Source organism: Sessilibacter sp. MAH3 (assembly GCF_054658275.1).
In genome coordinates, this window is sequence record NZ_BAAGIE010000036.1 from 10,758 (window position 1) to 36,475 (window position 25,718).

At 40.5% G+C, this 25,718-nt stretch carries 18 protein-coding genes and 1 riboswitch; of the genes, 4 read left to right on the forward strand and 14 right to left on the reverse strand.

What is annotated here, in order from left to right; translation table 11 throughout:
• Nucleotides 1–410: 410 nt before the first annotated feature.
• The 12 genes from ACYQ2C_RS16705 to ACYQ2C_RS16760 all read right to left on the reverse strand — a co-directional run bounded on the left by ACYQ2C_RS16705 (nucleotide 411) and on the right by ACYQ2C_RS16760 (nucleotide 15,907).
• Nucleotides 411–1,541 carry a ThiF family adenylyltransferase gene (locus ACYQ2C_RS16705; RefSeq protein ID WP_460104267.1) on the reverse strand — a complete coding sequence of 377 codons (1,131 nt, stop codon included), beginning with the start codon at nucleotides 1,539–1,541 and terminating at the stop codon, nucleotides 411–413.
• The gene (gene thiE / locus ACYQ2C_RS16710) at nucleotides 1,531–3,075 is read right to left on the reverse strand and encodes a thiamine phosphate synthase (RefSeq protein WP_460104269.1); all 1,545 of its coding nucleotides are present in this window, start codon (nucleotides 3,073–3,075) and stop codon (nucleotides 1,531–1,533) included. The genes ACYQ2C_RS16705 and thiE overlap by 11 nt, the downstream gene beginning before the upstream one ends.
• Nucleotides 3,076–3,090: 15 nt before the next feature.
• A complete protein-coding gene (locus tag ACYQ2C_RS16715) occupies nucleotides 3,091–3,906 on the reverse strand; it encodes a thiazole synthase (RefSeq protein WP_460104270.1) in 816 nt (271 codons plus the stop codon).
• 3 nt (nucleotides 3,907–3,909) lie between these two features.
• Nucleotides 3,910–4,113 carry a sulfur carrier protein ThiS gene (gene thiS, locus ACYQ2C_RS16720; RefSeq protein WP_460052531.1) on the reverse strand — a complete coding sequence of 68 codons (204 nt, stop codon included), beginning with the start codon at nucleotides 4,111–4,113 and terminating at the stop codon, nucleotides 3,910–3,912.
• Nucleotides 4,110–5,243, reverse strand: a complete 1,134-nt coding sequence (gene thiO, locus ACYQ2C_RS16725) for a glycine oxidase ThiO (protein WP_460104272.1) — start codon at nucleotides 5,241–5,243, stop codon at nucleotides 4,110–4,112. Before thiO ends, thiS begins: the two co-directional genes overlap by 4 nt.
• Nucleotides 5,244–5,245: 2 nt before the next feature.
• On the reverse strand, nucleotides 5,246–7,123 hold the full coding sequence (thiC, locus tag ACYQ2C_RS16730) for a phosphomethylpyrimidine synthase ThiC (RefSeq protein ID WP_460104273.1): 1,878 nt from the start codon (nucleotides 7,121–7,123) through the stop codon (nucleotides 5,246–5,248).
• Nucleotides 7,124–7,190: 67 nt separating this feature from the next.
• Nucleotides 7,191–7,291, reverse strand: a riboswitch (TPP riboswitch).
• 369 nt (nucleotides 7,292–7,660) lie between these two features.
• Nucleotides 7,661–8,344 (reverse strand): response regulator, encoded by a 684-nt coding sequence (locus tag ACYQ2C_RS16735; protein ID WP_460104275.1) that lies wholly within the window; start codon nucleotides 8,342–8,344, stop codon nucleotides 7,661–7,663.
• Between the two features lie 86 nt (nucleotides 8,345–8,430).
• A complete protein-coding gene (locus ACYQ2C_RS16740) occupies nucleotides 8,431–9,738 on the reverse strand; it encodes a cache domain-containing protein (RefSeq protein ID WP_460052538.1) in 1,308 nt (435 codons plus the stop codon).
• 358 nt (nucleotides 9,739–10,096) lie between these two features.
• Entirely contained in the window at nucleotides 10,097–12,280 is a 2,184-nt protein-coding gene (locus ACYQ2C_RS16745; RefSeq protein ID WP_460104276.1) for a methyl-accepting chemotaxis protein, read from the reverse strand.
• Nucleotides 12,281–12,879: 599 nt separating this feature from the next.
• Nucleotides 12,880–14,166 carry a TRAP transporter large permease gene (locus ACYQ2C_RS16750; RefSeq protein WP_460104277.1) on the reverse strand — a complete coding sequence of 429 codons (1,287 nt, stop codon included), beginning with the start codon at nucleotides 14,164–14,166 and terminating at the stop codon, nucleotides 12,880–12,882.
• Nucleotides 14,163–14,693 (reverse strand): TRAP transporter small permease subunit, encoded by a 531-nt coding sequence (locus ACYQ2C_RS16755; RefSeq protein ID WP_460052543.1) that lies wholly within the window; start codon nucleotides 14,691–14,693, stop codon nucleotides 14,163–14,165. Before ACYQ2C_RS16755 ends, ACYQ2C_RS16750 begins: the two co-directional genes overlap by 4 nt.
• 134 nt (nucleotides 14,694–14,827) lie before the next feature.
• Complete coding sequence (locus ACYQ2C_RS16760) at nucleotides 14,828–15,907, reverse strand: TRAP transporter substrate-binding protein (RefSeq protein ID WP_460104280.1); 1,080 nt, start codon at nucleotides 15,905–15,907, stop codon at nucleotides 14,828–14,830.
• A 1,218-nt stretch (nucleotides 15,908–17,125) separates the two neighbouring features.
• On the opposite strand from ACYQ2C_RS16760, the gene ACYQ2C_RS16765 reads away from it, so the two are divergent.
• Entirely contained in the window at nucleotides 17,126–17,599 is a 474-nt protein-coding gene (locus ACYQ2C_RS16765; protein ID WP_460052546.1) for a hypothetical protein, read from the forward strand.
• Between the two features lie 281 nt (nucleotides 17,600–17,880).
• Here ACYQ2C_RS16765 and ACYQ2C_RS16770 read toward each other — a convergent pair whose 3' ends face one another.
• Nucleotides 17,881–18,432 carry a ferritin-like domain-containing protein gene (locus ACYQ2C_RS16770; protein WP_460052548.1) on the reverse strand — a complete coding sequence of 184 codons (552 nt, stop codon included), beginning with the start codon at nucleotides 18,430–18,432 and terminating at the stop codon, nucleotides 17,881–17,883.
• Between the two features lie 554 nt (nucleotides 18,433–18,986).
• Here ACYQ2C_RS16770 and ACYQ2C_RS16775 point away from each other — a divergent pair.
• From ACYQ2C_RS16775 to ACYQ2C_RS16785, 3 genes are all read left to right on the forward strand, one after another.
• Nucleotides 18,987–20,495: a mechanosensitive ion channel family protein gene (locus tag ACYQ2C_RS16775; RefSeq protein ID WP_460104282.1), complete on the forward strand. Its 1,509-nt coding sequence runs from the start codon at nucleotides 18,987–18,989 to the stop codon at nucleotides 20,493–20,495.
• Nucleotides 20,496–20,755: 260 nt separating this feature from the next.
• On the forward strand, nucleotides 20,756–21,541 hold the full coding sequence (locus ACYQ2C_RS16780; RefSeq protein ID WP_460104284.1) for a DUF817 domain-containing protein: 786 nt from the start codon (nucleotides 20,756–20,758) through the stop codon (nucleotides 21,539–21,541).
• A gap of 383 nt (nucleotides 21,542–21,924) precedes the next feature.
• Nucleotides 21,925–24,465, forward strand: coding sequence for an ExeM/NucH family extracellular endonuclease (locus tag ACYQ2C_RS16785; RefSeq protein WP_460104285.1), 2,541 nt, complete (start codon nucleotides 21,925–21,927; stop codon nucleotides 24,463–24,465).
• 316 nt (nucleotides 24,466–24,781) lie between these two features.
• Here ACYQ2C_RS16785 and ACYQ2C_RS16790 read toward each other — a convergent pair whose 3' ends face one another.
• On the reverse strand, nucleotides 24,782–25,375 hold the full coding sequence (locus ACYQ2C_RS16790; protein ID WP_460104287.1) for a hypothetical protein: 594 nt from the start codon (nucleotides 25,373–25,375) through the stop codon (nucleotides 24,782–24,784).
• Nucleotides 25,376–25,718 lie beyond the last annotated feature (343 nt).

Consider the following 25,718-nt stretch of genomic DNA (forward strand, 5'->3'; position numbering starts at 1 on the left):
TTAGAAATTCCGAAAAACAATAATAAAAAAGTGACTCTTATAATATTATCTAAATAAAGGTAACAGCTGTGAGTCGGAATAATTATTACCAATATTAAAATTTGAGCGGCTAGTGCAAACTCGTCTTCGAAGAAGCCATACGGAAGTGAAAAGACGAAGGCAAAACATTGACTGCGATTAGTTAATCAATGGTCAATTTTGGGGGAAGGTTGTTTGAATACTCCGATTAACGGGTAAGCGGTTTAATTTAGAGCTCAAAAAATAGAATTTAAAAAGCAGAACTCAAAAAGTAGAAGTCAAAAAATTGACAATACAATAGCCGACTTTTTCACAATATTAATCAATTGTTTTTCATAACATTACCGACACATCCTTGTGTCGCCGAAACTCTAGGTTAGTTAGAGTTTATTTTATTTGGGTTGACCATCTATACCATCGCATAGCGTTTTGACATTATCAAAACCTAAGGCAAGAAGTTCGTTGACGGCCATTAAGCTTCTCTTGCCGCTGCGGCAATACACCAAAATTAAGTCGTCTTTATTCCATAAATCTAACGCTTTGTTTTTTAATTCTGTAAGTGGAATATTGATGCCGCCTAGATTTCGTTCTTGATGTTCATGCGGATCACGAACATCAACCAAAACGGGGCTGTGGTTGTTAACAAACTCTACGAACTCTACGGCAGAAATAATTAGATTGCTCGTATCTTGGCTCATGATTTTTGGGTAGTCCTTAAGAAAATTTTGATAATTCCACCCACCGGTGCACATTGGACATTGCGGTGAGTGTTGCATTTGTATGGTTTTTAAATCAAATGGGGTCTGTGCAGAAAATTGCAACATCTGCGTTCCATTTGAACCTTCAAAATAGGTACGCTTTGCCTTTAAATAGTGTAGCGCCTGTACGGCTTGCAAGCTACCTAATACTCCGGGTACAGCACCTAAAACTCCCGCTTGGTTACAGTCGGGAACATCTGCTGGCGCTTGTGGAAATAAGCACCTAAAACAACCTTGTCCCGATTTAAATAACGCTAACTGGCCATTAAAGCCGAGTACGCTCGCGTAAAGCCATGGAGTTTGATAATAAGCACAAATATCATTAATTAAATAACGGCTTGAAAAATTATCGGTACAATCAAGAACTAAATCGACGTCTTTTATTAACCTTAACGCATGTTCTACTGTTAAATACTGATCTATCGCAAAAATATCGATATCACTGTTGAGTTTTTTAAGACGATTCTTGGCCGTTACCGCTTTATTACTGCCAAGGTCATCTTCTGTAAAAAGTATTTGCCGCTGCAAATTCGATAGGCTGACAAGATCCCCATCTAATAAGGTTATCTGGCCCACACCTGCGGCAACCAAATACTGTGCTGCTGGGCAACCCAAACCACCCAAACCAACAATTAATACCTTTGAGCTTTTAAGTGATTTTTGTCCAGACTCTGAAAATCCCTTCAGCTGCAAATGACGTTGATAGCGCTCCTGTTCGCGTTCGGACAGCGTCATATTTACAGAATTAAACACTTTATTTGGCATGATGATGCGAGATCTTTTCTGAGGCACTTTCAAAAATAGTTAACAGTTTTTGAGTTGTAGCTTCTGGATTTGGAGATTTTGTAATCGCAGTAATTAAGGCAATGCCCGAAACTCCGGTTTCGGCAATGGTATGAAAATTTGTTTCGTCAATTCCTGCAATCGCAACCAGCGGATAATCGTTAATAGCACTGCGCCAATAGTTAAGACCTTCAATGCCATGAGGTACCCAAGGCATGGTTTTTGTGGTGGTTGGAAAAATAGGCCCGCACGCTATGTAAGACGGTTTAAATGCCTTAGCGTGAACAACTTCCCAATGACTATGAGTGCTGATTCCTAACCGTAATCCAGCGGTTTTTATTGCCAATAAATCCGCGTTGGCAAGGTCTTCTTGGCCAAGATGCACACCATAGGCGCCGAGTTCAATGGCAAGTTGCCAGTAATCGTTTATAAACAGCCGACAATTAAACCGTTTGGCTATGGTTATGGCTTGGGTAATTTCTTCAACCAATGCGTGACCAAATAAATCTTTAATGCGCAGCTGAATCGTTGAAACACCCAAAGGTAATAATCTTTCTAACCAAACAGCGCGATCAACAATGGGATATAAACCCAGCGATTGTTCACCGTTGTGATCTGTGAAAGAAGGAAAACCTTGTTCTATTGCGAAGCCATTAGAAGTTTTTTTAGAAGTTCTTTCAGAATACTCTGGCCAATTTTTGGTGGGAAAACCATTGGGTTCTAAACACCCCATATTACCATTAACTTTTAGTGCGTTTTCTATTGCATTTTGCACACACATTTTAGTGATAACCAATGCATCGCGAACATCGTAACCTCGGGCAATGGTTGCTGCTAGAGTGCTTGCGAAAAAACAACCACTACCGCGAAGATTCTTATTATCCAGTTTTACATTATGTAACCAAAATTGTGTATCTGGCCCCGCACAAAAATCCGACGCCCAATTAGAACTGCGATGACCACCGGTGATAATAACCCATTGGCAACCCATTTTTTGCAAAGCTATTGCGGCGAGTTCTGTCGTTGAATCGTCGTGTATAGAAATTCCGGTGAGCGCTTGTGCCTCTGCTAGGTTCGGTGTAATTATCGTTACATGGGGAATTATTTTGGATTTAATTAACGAAATAATGCTGTTATTAGCAACGGAATAAAAACTGCTGGTTGCCAAGACTGGATCGTAAATTACCGGAATTTCTTCCTGAGCTAAAAAATCACTCAACCAATCAATTTGCTCGGTACTGGCAAGCATGCCGATTTTAATGGCTTGTGGATTTAGCGGTAATACGGCTTGAATTTGTTGTTCTAGCTCAATAACCGATACGGCATTTATAGCAATAACTTCGTGATTATTTTGTGCGGTTACCGCGGTAATGGCGTTAACGCAATGAACGGACAAGGCTTGGCAACTGCGGTTATCCATTTGTACACCGGCCATGGCGGCGCTATCGCTACCGGAGATACTCAGTACAAGCGGTTTTTGAGTTAAAGTTTTAAAGGAATGGGTGGATGTTAACATAATAATGACAATAAATTATTGATGCCAAAAAGGCGTTCCCAAAACGGGTGTGCTGGGTTTGGCAATATTTTTTTCAGGAATTATTCCCGCTTCAAACGCGCATCTTCCGGCTAAAACGGCGGCGTTAAATCCCTTTGCCATAAGTACGGGATCAGCCGCCTGTGCTATGGCGGTATTTAACAAAACGCCATCATAGCCGAGTTCCATAGCCTGAGTAGCGTGTGATGGTGCACCAATGCCCGCATCGATAATTAAGGTGACGTTGGGTAAACGTGCACGAAGATTTTTTAACGCGTAGGGATTAATTAAACCTTTACCGGTGCCAATGGGTGCCGCCCAAGGCATTAAAATTTTGCATCCCGCTTTAACTAAGGCTTCGCAAACTACAAGATCATCCGTGCAGTAGGGGAAAACCTCAAAACCTTGTTGTGTTAGTTCTTGTGCAGCTTCCACTAACGCGAACGGATTTGGCTGCAAGGTATATTCGTCGCCAATAACTTCGAGTTTAATCCAATGTGTACCAAAAATTTCACGAGCCATTTGCGCGGTAGTGATTGCTTCTCGCGCCGTATGACAGCCCGCGGTATTGGGTAAAATATTTAGATTTAAAGATTGTATTGCTTGCCAATAATTGTTATTTAAGTTCGATGACGTATTGTTTAAGCTGGAAGAAACGTTGTTTACATTAGAGAAGAGTTGCCTACGAATCGAAACAGTAATTACTTCTGCGCCCGAAGTGACTACAGCGTCTTTCATTATTTGTGGTGACGGATATAACGCCGAGCCAATCATTAATCGGCTATTTAATTGTTTATCTGCAAGACTCCACATAGGTTATCCTCCTTGCATGGGCACCAATAATTCGATTTCATCGCCATCATGTAACACCGTGCTGCTGTAATTACATTTTGGTACAAAAGTCATGTTTACTGCTGTGGCAAAGTTTTGCGGAAGATCGGTTATCGCATTTAAAAGCTCATCTAAATTGTTAACGTCTGCAAATTCTTTGGGTTCGCCGTTTAAAATGATTCTGGTCACACGGATTCTCGATAGCGTGAATGTGATAAAGGTTGGTCGTTTAATCGGTATAAACTGCCGATAATTTGGGGTGGCGCTTGTTGCGTTATGTCTGCGATTACGTGCTCGGCCAATGCTGGTGCCATTAAAAATCCATGGCGATATAAACCGTTAACTCGAATAATTCCGTCGGCTTTTTGAATAAAAGGCAGATTGTCTAATACGGCTGGTCTACAATTTGTTCGGGTTTCGAGTATTCGCGCTTCTGAAAATCCGGGGTGAACTGAATAGAGTGCCGATAATAATTCTAGAGCCGAGCGCACGCTAATTGGGCTGTAATCTTCGTTTTCTATTTGCGTTGCACCCAATATATATCGATGATTATCACGGGGCACTAAATACAATCGATAACGCGGGTGCATTAAGCGCACCATATGCTTAAAATTAACATCGGGTGCTTCAATAAACAGTAATTCCCCGCGAACACCGCGTAATTGCGGCACATCGAGTTTTGCACCCATACCACGGCAATCTACCACGCAGTCAAAATTAAAGGTTTGTTTTTGGGTAATAACTTTTCGTTTATCTACACGCATGACTTCACAAAGGCCATGCCAAACAACACCATTAGCAAGTAATTGATCGGCAATTATGTCGAGAAATTCGCGAGTGTAGATCCACGATTCGTTTTTTAAATAGGTTGCTTCCTTAAAGTTGTGTTGTAACTCTGGCTCTATTTGTTGCAGTTGGTGTTGATTTAAAAACGCCAAATCATCGCAAGAACCCAGTCGCTGATTTAATAATTGATTAAAATGATTTAAGTCACTCTGATCTTGAGCATGTGCTATAACCAGCGTACCGGCTTGATGAAAAAAATTCTCAGCCTGTAATGATTCCACAATATTTGGCCACAGTTCGAGGCTGCGTTGACCCAAGTCGTAAATTAAGGGCTCGGAATGTTCTAATTCGCAGTAGGGCGCGAGCATTCCCGCAGCCGTGTAAGATGCCGCAGTTCCGCCAAAGATAGGATCTTTATCGAACAAGGTCACCTTTAAACCTAGAGATTGTAATTGCCAAGCAATGAGTCTTCCTAGAATACCTGCACCAACAATACCAATGGATTTTGCTTGATGATTGAGCGCGTCAAACATAATTAAACTTCTTTGTAGAGTTCGCTGCCTTGAGAGCGAAAGGTTTCAGCCATATTCGCGAAACCCTCGTCGATAACGGTATTATTCTGGTTTTTAGCGTACTCGCGCACTTCTTGAGTAATTTTCATTGAACAGAATTTAGGGCCGCACATAGAGCAAAAATGCGCGACTTTTGCGGCATCTTTGGGGAGCGTTTCGTCGTGAAATTCGCGTGCTCGATCTGGATCTAGGCTTAAATTAAATTGGTCTTCCCAGCGAAATTCAAAACGTGCTTTTGATAACGCGTTATCTCTAATTTGTGACGCTGGGTGACCTTTGGCTAAATCGGCGGCGTGGGCGGCAATTTTATAGGTAATAATACCTTCTTTAACATCGTCTTTATTGGGTAACCCTAAATGTTCTTTAGGTGTCACATAGCAAAGCATGGCGCAGCCATACCAACCAATCATCGCCGCACCAATGCCCGAAGAAAAATGATCGTAACCCGGTGAAATATCGGTAACCAAAGGTCCTAAAGTGTAAAAAGGAGCTTCGTGGCAATGGTTTAATTGTTCGTCCATGTTGGCTTTAATCATGTGCATGGGTACATGGCCGGGACCTTCGATAATAACTTGCACATCGTGTTGCCAAGCAATTTGAGTTAATTCGCCGAGCGTTTTAAGTTCTGAAAATTGCGCTTCGTCGTTGGCGTCGGCAATGCAGCCGGGTCGTAAGCCATCACCCAGCGAAAAGGTTACGTCGTAGGCTTTCATAATTTCGCAAATTTCTTCAAAGTGCGTATACAAAAAGTTTTCTTGGTGGTGTGCCAAACACCATTTCGCCATAATTGAACCACCGCGCGAGACAATGCCGGTAATTCTGTTCGCTGTCATGGGTACATATCGTAATAATACGCCGGCGTGTATCGTAAAATAATCCACGCCTTGCTCGGCTTGTTCAATTAATGTGTCTCTAAAAATTTCCCAGGTAAGATTTTCGGCAATACCGTTAACTTTTTCGAGTGCTTGATAAATGGGTACACTGCCAATGGGAACTGGCGAATTACGAACAATCCATTCGCGGATTTCGTGAATATTATCGCCGGTGGATAAATCCATTACCGTGTCGGCACCCCAGCGGGTAGACCATACTAATTTTTCAACTTCTTCTTCAATAGACGAGGTAACAGCACTGTTGCCAATATTGGCATTGATTTTTACGAGGAAATTACGACCTATTATCATAGGTTCCAATTCGGGATGATTAATATTGGCCGGAATAACCGCACGGCCCGCAGCCACTTCACTGCGCACAAATTCTGGAGTTATGTACTGTGGAGTATTGGCTCCAAAGTTTTGCCCCGGGTGTTGATTTTTTTGCGCGTCTTTAAGGCATTGTTGTGAAAGTGCTAGGTTTTCTCGAATGGCAATGTATTCCATTTCGGGCGTAATAATGCCTTGGCGCGCGTAATGTAATTGCGTAATGTTTTTACCGGGTTTTGCACGGCGCGGTTTCTTTTGTAAATTAAAACGCAGCGATTCTAAGGCTATATTATTTTTTCGCGTTAAGGTGTATTTTGAGGTGAAATCTGCAAGTTCTTCGCTATCACTTCTATCCAAAATCCATTGGCCACGAACCGAATTTAAGCCTTTTTTTACGTCAATATTACTGTTTGGATCGGAATAAGGACCAGAGGTATCGTAAATTTTGACGGGAGAATTTTCTTCCAGTGAGCCATCGCGAAAATGCGTTGGCGCTAGCGACACTTCACGCATAGCAACGCGAATATCTTTACGGTTGCCCTCTACGTAAATTTTTGTGGAATTTGGAAACGGTTGTGCAGAAATCGTTAATTGTGTGTTATCACACAGATTTTGGTCATTGCGTTTAGAATTTTGCATGCTTTTAAGCCTAGTATTTTCATTTGATAAAAATTACCCAGCATGCGACTCGTCATGGTGTGACAGAAGATACGAAGATCTTGTTTCCTACGCAGGTTCTAACCTGTTCAGGTTCACGGGTTTGGATCAACCATCTCAGCCTTAAAAAAGGCACCCCGACAAGACGCAATAATGATGTGACGGCGATTATTAGACGAGAGTTATTGTATGTCAATAACATTTTTAACGGTGATTTTTAGTAATCGATTAAGTGATTTGGAGAATGGTATGAAAAATTCACGGCCAAATGAATGGCTTACTTATTTTTTAAATGTTGAATTTTTTAAGAATGTTATCTCTGATTTTGTGGCTTACAGGAACCTCTGATTAACTCATCCTTGATTTAATCAGAGGGCAGAAATTGAAAATGTGATGTCCAATTTTTTCACAATTTCAATCACTTACAGTTCTTGAAATTGGCGACACATCCTTGTGTCGCGAGAAACTCTAGGTTAATCCGAGTTTCCTATTGTTAAATTAATCAGAGATTCTTATTTTTTATTTATACACACCAATACCATGATCTATAGCATAGCGAATTAATCCGGCGGAGCTGCTAATGCCTAATTTTTGCTTAATTTTAAGTCTGTGCGCTTCTACGGTACGAACGGATATATTCATTTTTTTGGCAATGTCTTTGTTACCTAAGCCTTCTGTTAACGCGATTAATACATCGGTTTCACGTGCCGTTAAACCGGTTACGGTATTGGATGTGGTTTGGGTATTACCAAACTCACTGAATAAAGTTTTGGCAACACTCGAACTAAAATAGGTTCCACCTTGATGCACGGTTTGCACGGCAAGAATAAGTTCTTCGGGTGGTGCGTCTTTTAAAACATAACCCGAGGCGCCTGCTTGTATAACCCGAGTGATATATTCACGGTTGTCGTGCATGGTAACCATTAATATTCCCACTGTTGGAGCTTGTTCACGAATTTTTACGCAGGCTTCTAGGCCGGTCATTACCGGCATAGAAATATCCAGTAATACTACATCGGGGTTTAGCTCTAAAACCGACTTTAAAGCTTCTTGACCATTCGAGACGTCGGCAAGAACTTTTATAAAAGACTCGCTTTCTAAACTGAATTTTAAACCATCGCGAACCATTGGATGGTCGTCGGCAATAATTAATTTTATTTCTGGCTTAGACTGACTGGTGGTTACTGTAGAGTCGATACTCATGCAATTTATTCTTTTAACGTAAAATATTTATTGAATCTACTGATTAAATTAGGGTTAAGTTAATCAGGGATTCCTATTGTTAATACTTATAATTGTGCTAAATCGTTGGTTTTATTCAAACCTTTTGGATTCAATTCAAACAAGGCTTTAACCAGTGTACCACCTTCTTTTCGACTAGAAACACTGAATTTACCGCCTAACAATTCAACCCGTTCACGCATGTTCATTAAACCAATACCTTTTGAATCTTCTTCGGGAGAAAAGCCGTTGCCATTATCACCCAATTTTAAGCTGATGGATTGCGTTGAGGTGGTAATGCTGAGCGTGAGTTGAGTTGCTTGGGCGTGTTTTCGCACATTGGTAATGGCTTCTTGCACGACGCGATAAATGGTAATTTCTAAAGCGTCTGGTAAGGCGCCTTTGGGTAGGTGAATGCGACGATTAACGGGTATTTCGGTTTGTTCTTCAAACTCATCCAATAATTCGTGCAGCGCGGTTTCTAGCCCGAGATCATCGAGCAACATGGGGCGTAGACTGTGCGATATTCTTCGAACTTCTTGGATGGCAATATTTAATTGATCTTCGGCTTTTTTTAATAGATCAAGAGCGTTTTCTTGGCCCCATTTTTTTTCCACCATATTGAGCCAAAGTTTTGTCGATACTAAAAGTTGGTTAATGCCATCGTGCAGATCTCGCGCAAAACCTCGGCGTTGTATTACTTGAAAAGTAACGAAACGACTGGTTAATTCTTGTAAGCGTTGATCGGCCAGTTGTGCGGTGTGCATATTCACACCAATAACGATAATAATCACTAGAGCAAGGGTGATTATTAATAATAGCGTGGCCGCTAAAAAACTGCTGCGAACGTTGCCTGAGACCTTGGCCTCCATGGTGGTAATTTCTTCGGTGATGTTATCAACGTATAAACCCGTTCCAATCATCCAGTTCCATTCGGGAATCATAACCACATAACTTAATTTATGGCGTTCGGAATTTAAGGTGGGTTTTTGCCAAATATATTTGTGAAAGCCACCGCCTTTTTGTGCGACTCGTAATAATTCGCGAATAACATACTGACCACTTTCGTCTTGAAATCCTATTAAATTTCGGTTTTCAAGTTCCGGTTGCGTGGGGTGAACTAGATTGGTACCGTTTTCGTCGTAAATAAAAAAGTATCCGTCGGTTCCGTAGCTTAAGCCGCGAATGATTTGTTTTACCTGATATTGCGCCAGCGATGGCTCCAAACCTGATTTAAATGCTTCGAGAATGGGTGTAATAGAATTCATGGCCAGGGCAACATAATCTTTTAGCGCTGCTCTTTTTTCTTCCAATAATGTTTCTTCAAAAATTGCCGCCTGCTGTTGTGAGAGGCTTTTGGCTTGTTGTTGGTACATCCAACTAATGGTTCCCGACAGAGCTATTAACGGTAGAATTGTTAATAGCAATATCTTCGTTTTTAATGAAATCTGTAGGTTAAACATAATAGTTTGCTAACAAATAGAACGAATAGCCAGTATAAGACGCCTATCTTGATATGAACACTAGCAACTTGTTTGTGGGAATAACGATTAAAATTTTGGTGCGGATTGAATAAAAATTACAATTTATGGCAGGCCTTTAAAGCCATTTTAAGACGAGAAGATATTGTAAGAAAGGCGTGAAACCGTGGTGTAGTATTAGCAGAGTTTCCTTAATTGTATTATGAATAAAAATCGGCTGTAGATTAAGTGTGCCATCTACAGCCGATAGATCTTATTTTACTGAGAATCGACCAACCAAACTGTTTAGGTCTTCCGAGAGTGACATTAATTTATCCGCTGATCGAGCACATTGTTCGGCGCCTTCGCGGTTACTTTGTGTGGTTGAATCGATTTGCGTAACACCGTCATTGACTTGGTCGATAGCGCGAGCTTGTTCACTGGATGCATTTGCAATATCGGCAACCAGCGACGACACCTCAACCACACTGGTTACAATTTCTTCTAACGCTGCCGAGGTTTGATCGGTTAAATCAATGCTGCGCACCGTACGGTTGCTCGACTGCTGAATTAATTCAGCGGTTCTCTTGGCGGCTTCAGAACTGCGGGCGGCCAAACTTCGTACTTCGTCAGCCACTACCGAGAAACCTCGACCCGCCTCACCGGCACGGGCGGCCTCAATGGCAGCGTTTAGTGCGAGTAAATTGGTTTGCTCGGCAATGTCTTCAATGGCTCGAATGATATTGGTAATTTCTTTGCCTGAAGCTTCAACTTCTGCCATGGCACTTTTTAAGCCAGACATTAATTCGTTACCATCCTTAGCGGTTTTCTCGGACGCTAAAGAGAGTTGTTTGGTGCGCTCGGCATTTTTCGAAGTTTCGGAGATCTGTCTTGCCATATCGGTAATGGTTGAGCTAATTTCCGATGTTGAAGCCGCAGAGCTGGCTACGCCCTCTGACATATCGCTAGCAAGCGTTGCAACCTGACCGGCATCTTGTTGGATATAGGCAGCATTTTGCTGAACTTGGGTGACCAGTTCATTGAGATTAGCAACCATGCGTTGCAAGGCTAAGCCTAATTGATCGCGGTTAGAAACCAGTTGAACATCCTGGGTAAGGTCACCTTTTGAAATGCGCTCGGCAACTTCTACTTGTTTTTGCAGACTGTCAGCCATGCTATCTAAGGCATTTGAGAGCTGACCAATTTCATCTACCGCGTCGTAGTTTAGACGTTTCGATAAATCGCCAGAGCCGATGGTTTTTGCCAAATCTACGGCTCGCTTAATGGGTTTGGCAATGGATCTTGCGGCAATCCAAAGAGCAATTAGCGCAATAATAGAAATAATAATGCTGACAGCAATTTGCTTGAAAGTCGCCGAATTATTTTCTTCAACAATACTTTGTTGAAGTTTTTCAGCATTGGCTAATACAATGTTTTCGTTAATTTTCAGCATGATCGACCAAGAGGTTTGTGATCTCCCCATGGTAATGGGAGATAAAGCCGTGATATGGCCGGTGCCTTTGTTAGATTCGATCCACTCTTTGCCCGATTTAATGGTTTCAAGAACTTTTTGATAATTACTTTTAAATAATTCTTGCGATGAGCTACCGATTAATTCTGGATGTTCACTATCGGCGATCAATAATCCTTTTTCACTGATAATAGCGACTTGTCCGGCTCCAGAAAATAATTTGGCATCAACCTCTTCGGCGATTCGCTGCACAAAGTCAAGATTGTAATCGGCACCTACGACACCTAAAAACCGATCGTCAATCACAATTGGTACCGACATGGTTGCCAGCCAAACTTGTTCGCCTTGCACCACATAAGGTAGGGGACCAAGAATACTTTCTAAACGGTTGGCTTTAGGTCCCTGATACCAGCCACCTTTGGGTACGCCGTTGGGGTGGTTTTCTTCGCTGTCGTATTCAACCAATGGTTGCACGCCAATATTTCCATCTTTGGAGCGTGTCCAATAAGGCGTGAAACGGCCCGACTCGGGATTGTTGCCTTCTGAGGTTGTTTGAAACAAAGAACCTAATTTAAATTGATTGTCATTACCGTCGAGAGCATTCGGTTCCCAACAAGAATAGGTGCCGTTAAAACCTTCGTTAAAGATCAAATTATTAAGCAAGACATCATTGACATAATCTCGCGATAAATTAATGGATCCAACTTCGCCCTCACTTGATAACGCCGACGAAAATGATATCGCCATTGATCTGGCGGCGTCGAAAGCAAGATCAAAACTGGAGCCCACTTCTTTTGCATAACGTCCAGATAAGTTCTGAAGATTTTGCAAGGTTATCGAGTTGACTTGTTCTTCAACTTGATCAGATACCAATTTTTGTGTGGATTTTGATGTTATAACCCCAGATGTCACTAATGTTGCCGATGTAGCAACTAAACAAAGGGCACCAATTACAGCGATTGTGACTTGAATAGAATGAAATTTCATAATTTAAGGCAGCTAGATTGAGATTAAATCGTTGGTGTCATCAGTATAGTAGAGTTCTTAAGTTGTGCTCTGGGTGCTAATTACTTCTATGTATATGTAGTGACAGTAACCAGTGTAAACTTGGAACCACCTACTTTTTACATTCCTAAATTATTAGTTTTTACTAAAAAGACGCGTATAAATATTTGTACAGTTGCTTGTATCGGCAGCGAAAGCTTATGCCAAAGTTTTTAACCGTATTATTTTTCACTAATTTTTTGATAAGAAAACACTGATTCATCAATTTTTTCAGCTACATAAGAAAGAGTGTCTCAAAAGTTATAGTGGCGTTTTTTTCAGAACACAAAGAAGTCTTGAGTGGTGTTTAGATCGAATAATTTGAATATTTTGCTTTAGTGAATAGAAGGGTTATTAAATATTAAACGGGTGTTTAAATTAAGGCGGGTTTTGAATATTTAGACGCAAAAAAACCTCTACTCAAAAGAGTAGAGGCAAGTTTCAGGAAAGATAAAGACAAAAAGAAAGGTATGAAATTGCGCGTTATTTAAAAGTATTTTTTGTATTTAGTAGCGATATTTGTAGTGAGTTTACAAAAATCTCTATAACAATCCATAAAGGCCTGGAAATAACATAATGCTAATAAGTACGGCTATTTGCATTAAAATAAAGGGCACAATACCTTTGTAAATTTCGGTGGTTTTTACTTCTGGTGGTGCCACACCTTTTAAATAGAACAAGGCAAAACCAAATGGCGGTGTTAAGAATGATGTTTGCAAGTTCATGGCAATTAGAATGGCAAACCACACGGGTGCAATGCCCAATGCATCTGCTACCGGTGCAAGAATCGGTACAATAATAAAACTGATTTCAACAAAATCGATGAAAAACCCTAATATCAAAATCGCTAACATCGACAAAATTAAGAAGCCAGTCGCACCGCCCGGTAAATTTGTTAGAATTTCTTCAACAATATAATCGCCACCGGTATAGGTAAACGCCATTGAGAACGCCGTCGCACCTAACAAAATTGCAAAAACCATGGCAGTAATTTTAACGGTTTCTAAGGCCGAATCCATTAGCATTTTAAAACTAAATTGTCCGTAAATTGCGGCCAAAACAACAGCACCAATACCACCTAATGCCGAAGATTCCGTTGGTGTTGCAACACCAGCGAAGATAGAACCTAAAACCACTAAAATAAGTGCAAGCGGTGGAACAATAGCTTTTAGCGCGTTGAAGTATTCTTGTCGTTTATTGATATTTTCATCAACAGGAAGCGCCGGTGCAGATTCTGGTTTTAAATAGGTGTAGATAAGAATGTATACAACATAAACACCAATTAATAACAAACCCGGGCCAACGGCAGCTTGGAAAAGATCGCCAACGGGAATACCCAATACATCGCCTAAAATAATTAAAATAATTGATGGTGGGATAATCTGACCAAGAGTGCCTGACGCACAAATAGTGCCGCAGGCAAATGATTTGTCGTAGTTATACTTGAGCATTACCGGCAAAGAAATTAAACCCATTGCCACAACCGAAGCACCAACAACACCTGTAGAGGCGGCTAACAAGGCGCCAACTAATACCGTTGAAATGGCTAGCCCACCGCGCACGCCACCAAAAAGCTTACCCATAGATTCAAGAAGCTGTTCTGCGAGTTTCGTTTTTTGCAGAACAATACCCATGAAAATAAATAAAGGCACTGCCATTAACACCACGTTTTCCATGATGCTTTGCACGCGAAATGGCATAAAGGCAAAAATGTCTGGGCCTTCGGCTAATACGCCAAAAATTAAGGCAACGCCGCCAAAGGTAAACGCTACCGGAAAGCCAAACAGCAATAACAGCAGGGCGACAACGAACATGATAATTCCGATCATAGCGACACCTGCTTATTGTGATCGTGCTTAATACCGCGCAATTCGTTGATGCGCGACACGACGAGTCCTAACCCTGAAATTGCGGTTGCAAAGAAAGCAAACGGGATAACACCTTTGATGATAAATCGATACGGTAAACCACCTGGGTCGCCCGAACCTTCGCCGAGTTCGAAAGACTCTTTGGTAAAATCAATGCCGTAATAACCAACAAATACACAAAAAGGAATAAGTAAGATGACTCCGCCAAAAATATCGATAAAGCATTGCCATTTTGTAGATAGGCGTTCAAAAATTAAATCAACACGAACGTGACCATCGGCTTTTAATGTATAGGGAATCGCTAACATAAACATCGATGAGAAGAGATGCCATTCCATTTCTTGCATGCCAATGGATACGTCATTAAAAACGTAACGCATTAAAACGTCGTAAAAAACGTTTACCAGCATTAACAAAAATAAAACGGCTGCAATTTTTCCAAGCACTTCTGAAAATCCGTTCAATGCTTTTTCGGCAGCAATTAACATAACCACTCCAATAAAAGAAAGTGTTGTAACAGGTTTAAAACAACAGAGTATGAACTCATTTGACAACCTCTGAATAATTCGTCCGTAAATTAATCAGAGGTTATTTTGATAAAATCTCGATAAAGACTTAGAAATTAGTTAGCAATAGTATTTAAGTAAGCTTTGTCAGATACATCGGTCCAGTGGCGTGCTTTTTTCAGGTACTGCGCTTGTGAATCTAAAATCTCTTTAATTAAAGGATCTTTTTCAGTGTATTCCGTTAAAAGCTTGGTGTTTGCACCGCGTACCGCTTCAATGACTTCTGGTGGGAAGCTCTTAATTTGCACGTTAGGATAATCTTTATCGATAACCGCTAGGTTTTCAGCAGATTCGTGGTAAGACTGAATATACATTTCGTAAGACGCTGCGCGCATAGAGACGCGAAGAATTTCTTGCAGATCTTCTGGCAAGCGATCCCAAGAGCGCTTGTTGATTAAAAACTGTAATTCGGTCGCAGGTTCGTGCCAGCCAGTGTAGTAGTAGGGCGCAATTTTATGGAAGCCCATACGCAAATCCAAAGACGGACCAACCCATTCCAAGGCATCGATAGTTCTGCGCTCAAGTGCGGTGTACATTTCGCCCGGTGGAATGTTGGTTGGTTTCGCGCCAAGCTCTGCTAATACCTCGCCAGCAAAACCTGGAATGCGCATTTTTAAGCCTTTAAGGTCATCAACGGTATTGATTTCTTTTTGGAACCAGCCGCCCATTTGCATACCGGTGTTACCACCAGGGAAGCTCATTAGGTTGTATTCGCTATACACTTTTTCCATCAATTCCATACCGCCGCCGTAGTAGAACCATGCGTATTGTTCAGGCGCAGTCATACCAAATGGCATGGTGGTAAAGAACATGGTTGCCGGAACCTTGCCTTTCCAATAATAAGACGCAGAGTGGCCCATGTCGTATTGACCAGCGCGCACCATATCAAACACGCCTAAAGGCGATTTGTGCTTGTTGGCCGAATCGATAGTGATTTGCAAACGGCCGCCAGACATCTTCTCGGCCATGGCCGCCATGTTGCGTGGTGAATCACCGAATACTGGAAAATTAGTTGGCCAGGTTTCTGCGAGTTTTAAACGATAAACCTTGTCATCAGCAGCTTGAGCACTGGTTGCAACGGCAAAGCTGGCAATACCAGCAATCAGCCAACGCTTGAGTTTAGAAATTTTTAGCATGTCTATTCCTCTAGTTATTATTTTAAGCGGTGATATTTTGATCACGCCAATGAAACAAGAGGTATTGTGATAGATGAAAACTATTTACGAAATTGGCAGGAGTGCGAAAAGTGTCAGTATAACTACGCATATCGGGTATAAAAGCACCCAGTAAATCTACGTAAAACTACGTACGTAATAAGTCGAAATGCCATTGCACGCCTTGCAGCGAACGGGCTTTGTTTCGGATTTAATGCTAAAAAAATATTTTTTTAGCTTCGTTTTTAACCATAATACTTTGGTAGATATTTCTGTATTTTCATATTTTGAATATTTGGTAAAAATATTTTACGTGTTTAAGACACGTTAATTTCTTTAGACCTGAGTTGTTATTAAAGAAAACCGCGATTAACGCAGAATTTTTTGGCGACATACTTGAGCGTTGCCAAATTCCAAAAAAGGGTAGGTGGCAGACAGACATAGTGAAGACATTAAAAATTGTGTGTTTAATTTCTATCCTCAGATTAAAGTTTAGAAGCGTTAATCAGTAGTGACTAAAAATTGTCTTTTTGTAGAAAATATTATTCATTGTAGCCGAATAAATTTAATTTCAATTTTATTAAATTAACATCTTTAAAAATAATAAATTGTGCTAGAAATACAATTACTGAAAATCGGCTCCCGCTCGATACGTTAAAAGTTGTGTAAATAAACTGCTAAGCAATATTTAATCAATTTGCTCTAAACTTAAACGCATAAAGATCTCCTCAATCGGGCTGAAGAAAGACAACATTTTCCTAAAACTGGAAGTTTAGTAACAAAAATTCACATTTTAGGTAACATTGTTACCAATCAAGCTATTTATTAGAGAATTTTTTATCTGGCGTGTAATAAAATAAACTTTGAACAAATTAATGTTTTAGACACCGATAATATTACTGGATATTTCAAAATCAAATTTAAAGTAATTCTATTATTTCTATTCGCAATTAATATATAGACATTAGTGTTTTATTACATTGAATTGAGTGAAATATCTTATAACGCAGACTGTTTCCTCAGCATTTCTTAACATTTCCAAGTCGCCTGACCGTTTGACTGCAAAAGACTATTTTGATATTTCTTATTGCATGATGTGTTTCACAGAATAATAAACGAAAGCATTATTTCTTTATTTATAAAGCCACAAACCTGAATTGTTGCCAAAAAAATAAAAATAATTTTTAAAGGACTTCAATCATGAATTGCTACGCGAAAACCAATAAAGGTGTTGACGAGATGCGTGCCCGATCGGGTAACGTTGATCCGAAGGCGCGCCGTATTCTTATTCTTTGTAATGGCCAAATGAGCACAGACGATATTATTGGTGCTGTTGGCCAGGAGGCGCAGCGCTATCTGAGTTGGTTAGTTCAAGAAAATTATATTACCAATGGTAAAGATGAAGCTCCGGTTGCTCGCAAAGGTAATTTCGAGCAAGAGCTTGTGGTTTTACCCAGCTCACGCTCTGCCGCAGACTTTGATAAAGCTAAAAACTTTATGGTAAATACGATTGGTCATTTTCACGGCCAATACGGTTATTTAACGCTAAAACGTGAAATTGTTGATACCAAAGATTACTTTGAGCTTCGTGCTCTTTATGCCCAATGGGCAGAGAGTATGGTCGAGCTTAAACAATTCGCTAAGTTGAAAAAAGACCTGTTCAAAGTTTTGTAATCACTTCTCGTCTCTACATTTTTGGCCCATTCGGTGCTGTTGTTGAATTCAAGGCAAAAAAAACCCCCTAATCTTTAGGGGGTAAGGCTGCTCAGAATAAGAATGCTATTGCTAAATCATGCTAACAACTGCTACTGCTGTGCGTAAATTGATACGCAGGTACTTACCAACAAACCAAACTAAACCAACAAAACGGACAACGGAAGTTTGGTTGATCTATTCGATCTTTCTAAAAATTCTCTCGAAACTTGCTCTTAGAATCTATTTAACCCAGAGCTGGTCTAGTTTCTCGTATCTACTGCGTAACTGGTCATTAAATCGGCTAGGTCATCTGCGTGTTCTTCTTCCACCGCCAGAATTTCTTCCAATAGTCTGCGTGTGGTTGGGTCTTTATCACCAATAAATTCAATCATTTCACGGTAAGAGTCGATTGCAATTCGCTCCGCAATAAGATTTTCTACAATCATTTCTTTGATCGAACTTGATTCGGTGTATTCAGAGTGACTACGTTCACTGAGCTTATCTGGATTCATATCCGGTGAACCGCCAAGTTGGCAAATTCTTTCGGCGAGCTTGTCTGCGTGTTCTTGCTCTTGATTACTGTGTTCTAAAAATTCGTCGGCGACTATTTGTGCGTTTAAGCCTTCGCAAGAAAAATAATGCTGGCGGTAGCGAAGCGTACAAATAATCTCTGTACTTAATGCCGCATTTAAAAGCCGAATGGTTTCGTTAACATCGCCCTTAAAACCTTTGGTTAAAGCCCCCTGCAAAATATCTTCTCTGGCTTTTTTACGAATACTTTCAATATCAGATACAAACTGTGCATTAGCCATAACTTTGTTCTCCTTACCATACTCAAAATAATTATTTTGAGTAGTGTGTGAATTAGCGAATATCTTTTGGGGTTTTGCTTTTTTAGCAAGCCCCACATTTATTGAATAGAGGTAACTCTGATTAACCTAGAGTTTCTCGCGACACAAGGATGTGTCCTCTGATTAAATCAAGGATGAGTTAATCAGAGGTTCCTAGAGTAAGATTTCGCTTTCGATGAATGGTATTAAGCGAGCACTGTGCCAATAAAACCTAGTGGATATTTTGCAATCTACGGTTTAATTTTTTGTTTTTAGTAAGCTATTGAAAAATATGATAAAAATTGTTTTTCTAGAGTTGGGTTATAAATTGCTTTTAGTTGGTTAACAATGAATATAGGTGTTTAATAATAATGCTTTTTAAAAAGATGTTTTGAGTTTCATCTCTTTTTTACAAATTAGTATTTTAATCATTGTAACTATTACAAGTTGTATTTGATGTTATAAGTCGTATTTGATAAGAGCAACGTGTAATTAATTTAGAAAATTAAACATTAATTAAATAGAAAGTGACAGCGATGAAGGTTTTACTCTTTGTACTATTAATTATTTTTTCAACTCAGAGCTTTTCTCAAATGGGATTGTTGGGTAGTTCCTCCAGTTCTAATGAGAATCAAGAAAAGGGTAACGACAATGTATCGGAACTTATAGAGAAGATAGAATCACCGGAACAACGTCAACAACTCATTGAAGACTTAAAAACCTTAGAAACCACTCAGCAGCAAGAAGGCAAAGACAACAAAGAGCTTGAGGTTCAGGAAATTATCAATTTTGAAGAAAAAAGCACTGAGTTTAAAGAGTACGTAAGTAATCTTTTATCTGAATTTAATATTCCCGAATCCACTGCATGGGAGGCGTTGGTTCTTGCTGCTTTGTTGCTCATTACCATTGTTGCCTTAGTGATATTAAAGTTCGCGTATAAAACCGCTAAATCGCATTTAAAAAAGATGAACCTACGTTTGCATTTAAATTCACGTAGATTTATTCCTTTACTGCATTTAGTCAATTATGCCATTAAGGCTCATGTATTTATTTTTGTCATCTACGCTGTTTTTGTTCTTTATGTCCCAGAAGACAGTTTTATTAATAGAGCGATTAATATAACAGCTATCGTTTCGTTTATATTAGCAGCATTGGCGTTAATTTTTGTCGCTATATTAATTTGGGAGAGCGCAAATGCAGCCATGGAATTTGTCTCATCGCACAGTAGTTTAAAATCCAATGCCCGAATGAATACCGTGATGCCTATTATTCGTAATGCATTACTGTTTACCTTAAGTTTGTTGTTTATCATGGTGTTTTTATCGGGAATAGGCGTCGATATCTACCCACTCTTGGCGGGTGCTGGGGTGTTAGGTATCGCCGTCGGTTTTGGTGCTCAAACTCTTGTGAAAGACTTTTTAACGGGATTTACGGTAATTATCGAAGACCTACTGCAAATAGGTGATGTAGTAACCGTGGCGAACAGAACCGGCGTGGTTGAAAAATTATCGATTCGTAAATTGCAACTAAGAGCGCTGGACGGCACCGTACATACCGTACCCTTTGGTGAAGTATCGATTGTGGATAACCTCACCAAAGACTTTAGCTTTTACCTGATGGACGTTGGTGTTGCTTACAAAGAAAATACCGACGTTGTTATAGAATGTTTACGAGAAATCGATGAAGAAATTCGTAATGATGACGACTTTAAAGATCGAATCTTGTCGCCGATAGAAATATTTGGCGTCGATAAATTTGCCGATTCTGCCGTAATCATTAAAGCGCGAATAAAAACCCGACCACTCGAAAAATGGAACGTAGGGCGCGAATTCAACCGTCGCATGAAATACCTCTTCGACGAACGTAACATCGAAATACCATTTCCACATCGCACTCTTTACTTTGGCGAACCAATCGTTGCGCAAACCTCAATACAACGCCAAGAAAAAGACATTAATTCAAGCCAGTCAATCGATAAAAAAACCGACAAGGTTTATCTGCCCGATAATGAAGACGCAACCGAAAGCGATGAAGGGGAAAATTAATTCTTCTGTAATTTTCTCGGAGAGCAGCATTTAGAAATACAACTTACAATTTTTGCACAATGTTAATCAATGACAGTATTTGGAATTAACGACACAAGGATGTGTTGATAAAAACACTGAGTTGATCAGAGCTTTCTAATGTAAAATCAAATTAATTGCTAGATTTCTCTTCATTTCTGATTTTGTGTACAGTTCACTCAAAGCTTGTGAGAGCTGTTGATGATGATTGTTGTTGTGGGTTGTAGATATGGATTGCTGTTGTGGAAAAGGTTAAGCGTTTTGTTTGGGAATTTTGGTTGTTTGGTTTGAAGCAGGCTTATGCGTGTTTGTTTGGTGGGTTTTTGTTAGGGGTTATTATTGTAACTAAGGTTTGGTATCCTTTTGAGTCGTTACATCGCTACGATTTTATCTTTTTGTCAGCGGTGGTTTTTCAGCTTTTTTTGTTGGTAACTAAGCTTGAGACGTTGCGCGAGTCGTTGGTTATTGTGATTTTTCACATTGTTGCAACGCTTATGGAGTTGTTTAAAACTTCTGACGCAATAGGTTCTTGGACGTATCCAGAAGATTATGTTTTGGGTATTGGTAATGTACCCTTGTTCACGGGGTTTATGTACAGCGCTGTGGGTAGTTATATTGCTAGAATTTGGCGAATTTTTGATTTTCGCTTTGATTATTATCCACGTTTTGGAATAACACTTATTTTAGCTCTGTTGGTGTATGCGAATTTTTTTACGCATCATTTTATTGTGGATTTTCGTTGGATTATATTGGCGTTGATTGTTGGTTGTTTTTATAAATCCAATATTTATTTTCGAGTCGATAAACAGTATCGCACCATGCCGCTGTTGTTAGGTTGGTTTTTAGTGGCCTTATTTATTTGGTTTGCCGAAAATATATCAACCTATGCAAGTGTGTGGGTTTATCCCAATCAACGGCAGGGTTGGCAGTTGGTTTCTTTTTCAAAGTTGATTGCTTGGTATTTATTAATGTATGTGAGTTTTGTGTTGGTTACCTGTGTGAATACAATTCGTAAAATCTCTGATTAAAACCTTTGCATTAAATACACGCTAGAAAATTAAAGTACCATGCTTAATAACGTTAGTTCGCAATAATGTTTTGATGTTGAAATTGGCGACACTTCTTGGTGTCGCTAGCAGCTTTGGGTTAGTCAAAGTTTTTTATTTTTAATCAACGATTCACGTTCTCTTATTACGTCTTCTTGTCTTAAAACCGTCATATGTTAGAAAAACCCACAAGGTATTCTTATCTATAAGGGGGCTCTAACAGTTATACTTCAATACCCCGAATTCACGATCAAAATAGTCAGTGCTGAATAAGATTCAACAGTAGGAGCGGTTGAATTTGTCTTTGTGGTGTTTGTTCAGCACGATTGTAATAACGCTTGAATAATTATTTAAAGGAATCTTCCATGGACATGAAAAAGTTAGTCGTGGCAGCACCCTTACTCTCGTTGAGTATGGGCGCCAGCGCCGGCATGGTATTAACAGGAATATTTGACGGCCCTTTACCCGGTGGTTTACCTAAAGGCTACGAAGTTTATGTAACCGAAGACATTGCCGATGCGTCATTGTACGGCCTTGGTTCGGCAAATAACGGCGGTGGTAGCGACGGTCAAGAGTTCACCTTTTCTCCGGTTAGTTTGAGTGCTGGCAGTTATGTATATGTTGTTACCGACAGCGTTTCTTTTTCGGATTTTTTTGGTGTAACGCCTGAGTTTGTTTTTGAATCCGGTTCGGCGAACATTAATGGTGATGACGCTATTGAGTTGTTCTTTAACGGCAGTGTTGTCGATTTGTTCGGTGAAGTAGACGTTGATGGCACCGGCCAACCGTGGGAATACCTAGACGGTTGGGCTTATCGTTTAAGTGGTTCGGTGGCAAGCAGCACTTTTGATATTACTGAGTGGAGTTTCAGCGGGCCAAACGCCTACGATGGTGAAACCAGCAACACCACAGCGGCCAATCCTTTGCCTTTGGCAACCTTTACCACTGTCGGCGGCGGCGATGATGACGACGACACTCCACCACCGGTTGAGATTGGCGCGTGTTTTAGCGATGCGACTTTGATCAGTGCTATTCAAGGTGATGGCGCAAGCGTTACCACTACAGATACTGTAGTTGTTGAAGGTATTATCACTGGTTTACGTGATAATGGTTATTTCCTACAAGAAGAACCTAGCGATTCCGACGGTAATGCGGCAACGTCTGAAGGTATCTTCGTTTTTGCAACCATTTTAGATGAGTTAGAAGTTGGTGATACCGCCCGTGTTTTGGGTGTTCCTTCAGAATTCTTTAACAACAGTCAAATTACCGCCGAGCAACAATTAGATTGTGGCGTTGCGGCTGAGTCTGTCATTCCTGCATTTATTCCAATGCCATACGAAGGTCAACTTGATCTTGAAACCGTAGAAGGCATGGTTGCAACCGTTACCGACGCAACAATCTATAGCCTTGATAATTTCACCCGCTTTGGTGAAATGTTCTTGAGTGATTCTGTTAAGTTAACTCCAACCGAAGCCGGTGCGCCGTTCAGCCCTGAATATGACGCGGCTGTTGCTAATGCCAGTGCGAACATTTTGTTGATTGACGACAATAATGGTCGAACCTTCCCAGATGAAATCAGCTATTACTCAACACCAGAATTTGATGGTTTAAATTACGATAACGCTCCTCGCGTAGGTGAAACGGTTTCTGCTACTGGTCCTGTGATGTTCTCCTTTGGTAACTATCGCATCAACCCAGTAAAAGAGACCTTCTCAATTGCATCTACTCGTACCGCGGCGCCGGATTTAATTCCTGCCGATGTTACTGTGGCAAGTTTTAACGTATTGAACTACTTTAATGGCCTTGTACTGGACGACGGTAGTGTAACCTTCGACTACCCAGCCAACCGTGGTGCAGCCGACGAAGAAGAGTTCGCGTTACAAGAAGCTCGAATTGTTAACGCTATTATTGCTTTGGACGCCGATGTTATTGGTTTGATCGAAGTTGAAAACGATGGCTTTGGCGATGACAGTGCTATTCGTCAATTGGTTGATGCGATCAACGCGCAACTGGGTGATCGTGTGTATCGTTTCGCTCGTTCTGACGACGAAACCATTACCGGTACCGATGCCATTACTAACGCGATCATTTACAAACACCGTAAAGTAATTGCACGTGGCGGATTACGTGGTATTGCATTGCCATCGCAAGATAATAATGGTCGTTTTGTTGGCCAACGTAATACCTTGGTACAAAGTTTCCGTCACCGCGCCACTGGCGATCAATTCGCCCTAGCGATTAACCACTTTAAATCAAAAGGCTCAACTTGTTTTGAAGATGACGTTAACCCAACGGCGTTAGATTCCATTCAAGGCAGCTGTAACGCATTCCGTGTATCTGCGGCGGTAACCTTAGGTAATGCGCTTGATGCGATGAACTTGCCTGAAAAACTGTTAATCATGGGCGATCTAAACAGCTACAGCCAGGAAGATCCTCTAGCAGTACTTACCGAATACACCCCAGAAGAACGCGGCTATACCATTGTAACTGCGGTTAACACCCAGCTTGATGGTGGCGTTTCTGTACCGGTAACCGAGACCTTTGGTTATATTCCATTGCGCGATACCTTTGATCCAGAGGGCTACTCGTTCTACTTCTTTGGCGCTGACCAAATCGGTGCTCTCGATCATGTGTTAGCGACGCCTGCTGCGGCCGATGCCACAGTTGATGTAACGCATTGGGATATCAACACCACTGAGTTGTTCCAGTTAACTTACGACCAAGCACTTGCGTTCTATAATCCTGCCAACGGTGATTTAATTGATTTCACCTCGGTAGGACCTTATCGCAGTTCCGACCATAACCCCGTGTTAGTTAGCTTGGAAATGGACGCGAAAAATCGCGGTAAAGCGAAAAAGATTGAGCGAAAAATTCGCAAATTCTTTAAGTATTTTGGATTCTATTAATACCAAAATAAACGCATGTCAGTACCAATGTGTTGTACTAAAAAGAGGCCGAAAGGCCTCTTTTTTTTGTGTAAAAATTATCGATTTGAACGAGACTAAATCATCGCAAACCCTAAAAGCGTCCGATTTAGGTAACCATGATTTCACCAGAGCGCTGTATATTTAGGAACCTCTGATTAACTCATCCATGATTTAATTAGAGGACAGAAATTGAAAATGCGATTTCCAATTTCTTCACAATTTCAATCCCTTACCGTTCTTGAAATTGGCGACACATCCTTGTGTCGCGAGAAACTCTGGTTAATCAGAGTTTCCTTTAATAAATTCGAATTCTATTAAATTCGCGCGATTGCGGATTAATACTGGAGCGTTCACCAATATCGGTATTTGATCCATCACCGTAGGGGGTAACGCCTTCATCGGGCGGCGAGCTAATTACATTTAAATCTACCGCTTGTGCGTAACCTTCAATTCCATTGTCGGTAATTTGCATTTCATAAATAACACCATTCCACAACTTCGCCGAAAACTCACTGGGAGACTTGTGCATAAATAAAAAGCTGTGCTCAAGCCAAGTTAAGTTTGTCTCTGAGATAACTTTTGAATATTCGTAGGGATAGATTACGTGGCAAAATACTTCAACGTCGCCCGTAACGCAGTCAAAATTGCGCATGGATAAGAAATAGACTTCATAAGAACCCGTTTTAGGCGTAAACGTGAACAAATATTCACCTTGGCTGTTTTTGTCTGAAGTAACGGTGAGCTTACCTAATTCAAAGACCTTATCTTGATTGGTTATCAACTCAACCGTGTGTGTGCCGGGCAGTTCCCAAGCCATAGCGGCGTAGCTTAGGCTGGTTAACACACTCGCTAGCGTGGTTTTGACTGTGTTAGCAAAGAATTGGGGCATGCAAACTCTCCGTCATTATTATTCTAGGTATTGATGTTTTACAGAGTAAAACCCGTGTTTTATTATTTGTTTTTCTCTAAATTAAAAGTTGTTTATACACGAAATTATCAAAAAAGTAATGATAAGAAGTGTAGCTAAGCTCAACAGGGATGAGATTGGATTTTTAACGATTTGATGATCAACAATTACAGAAGCATTCGCGGTCGGAAAAGCGTAAAGAATGAGAGAGTGAAGATCGAGTATTGAACTAAATAGACGTGAATTAATTTATAGGAAACTCTGATTAACCTAGAGTTTCTCGCGACACAAGGATGTGTCGCCAATTTCAAGAACGGTAAGTGAT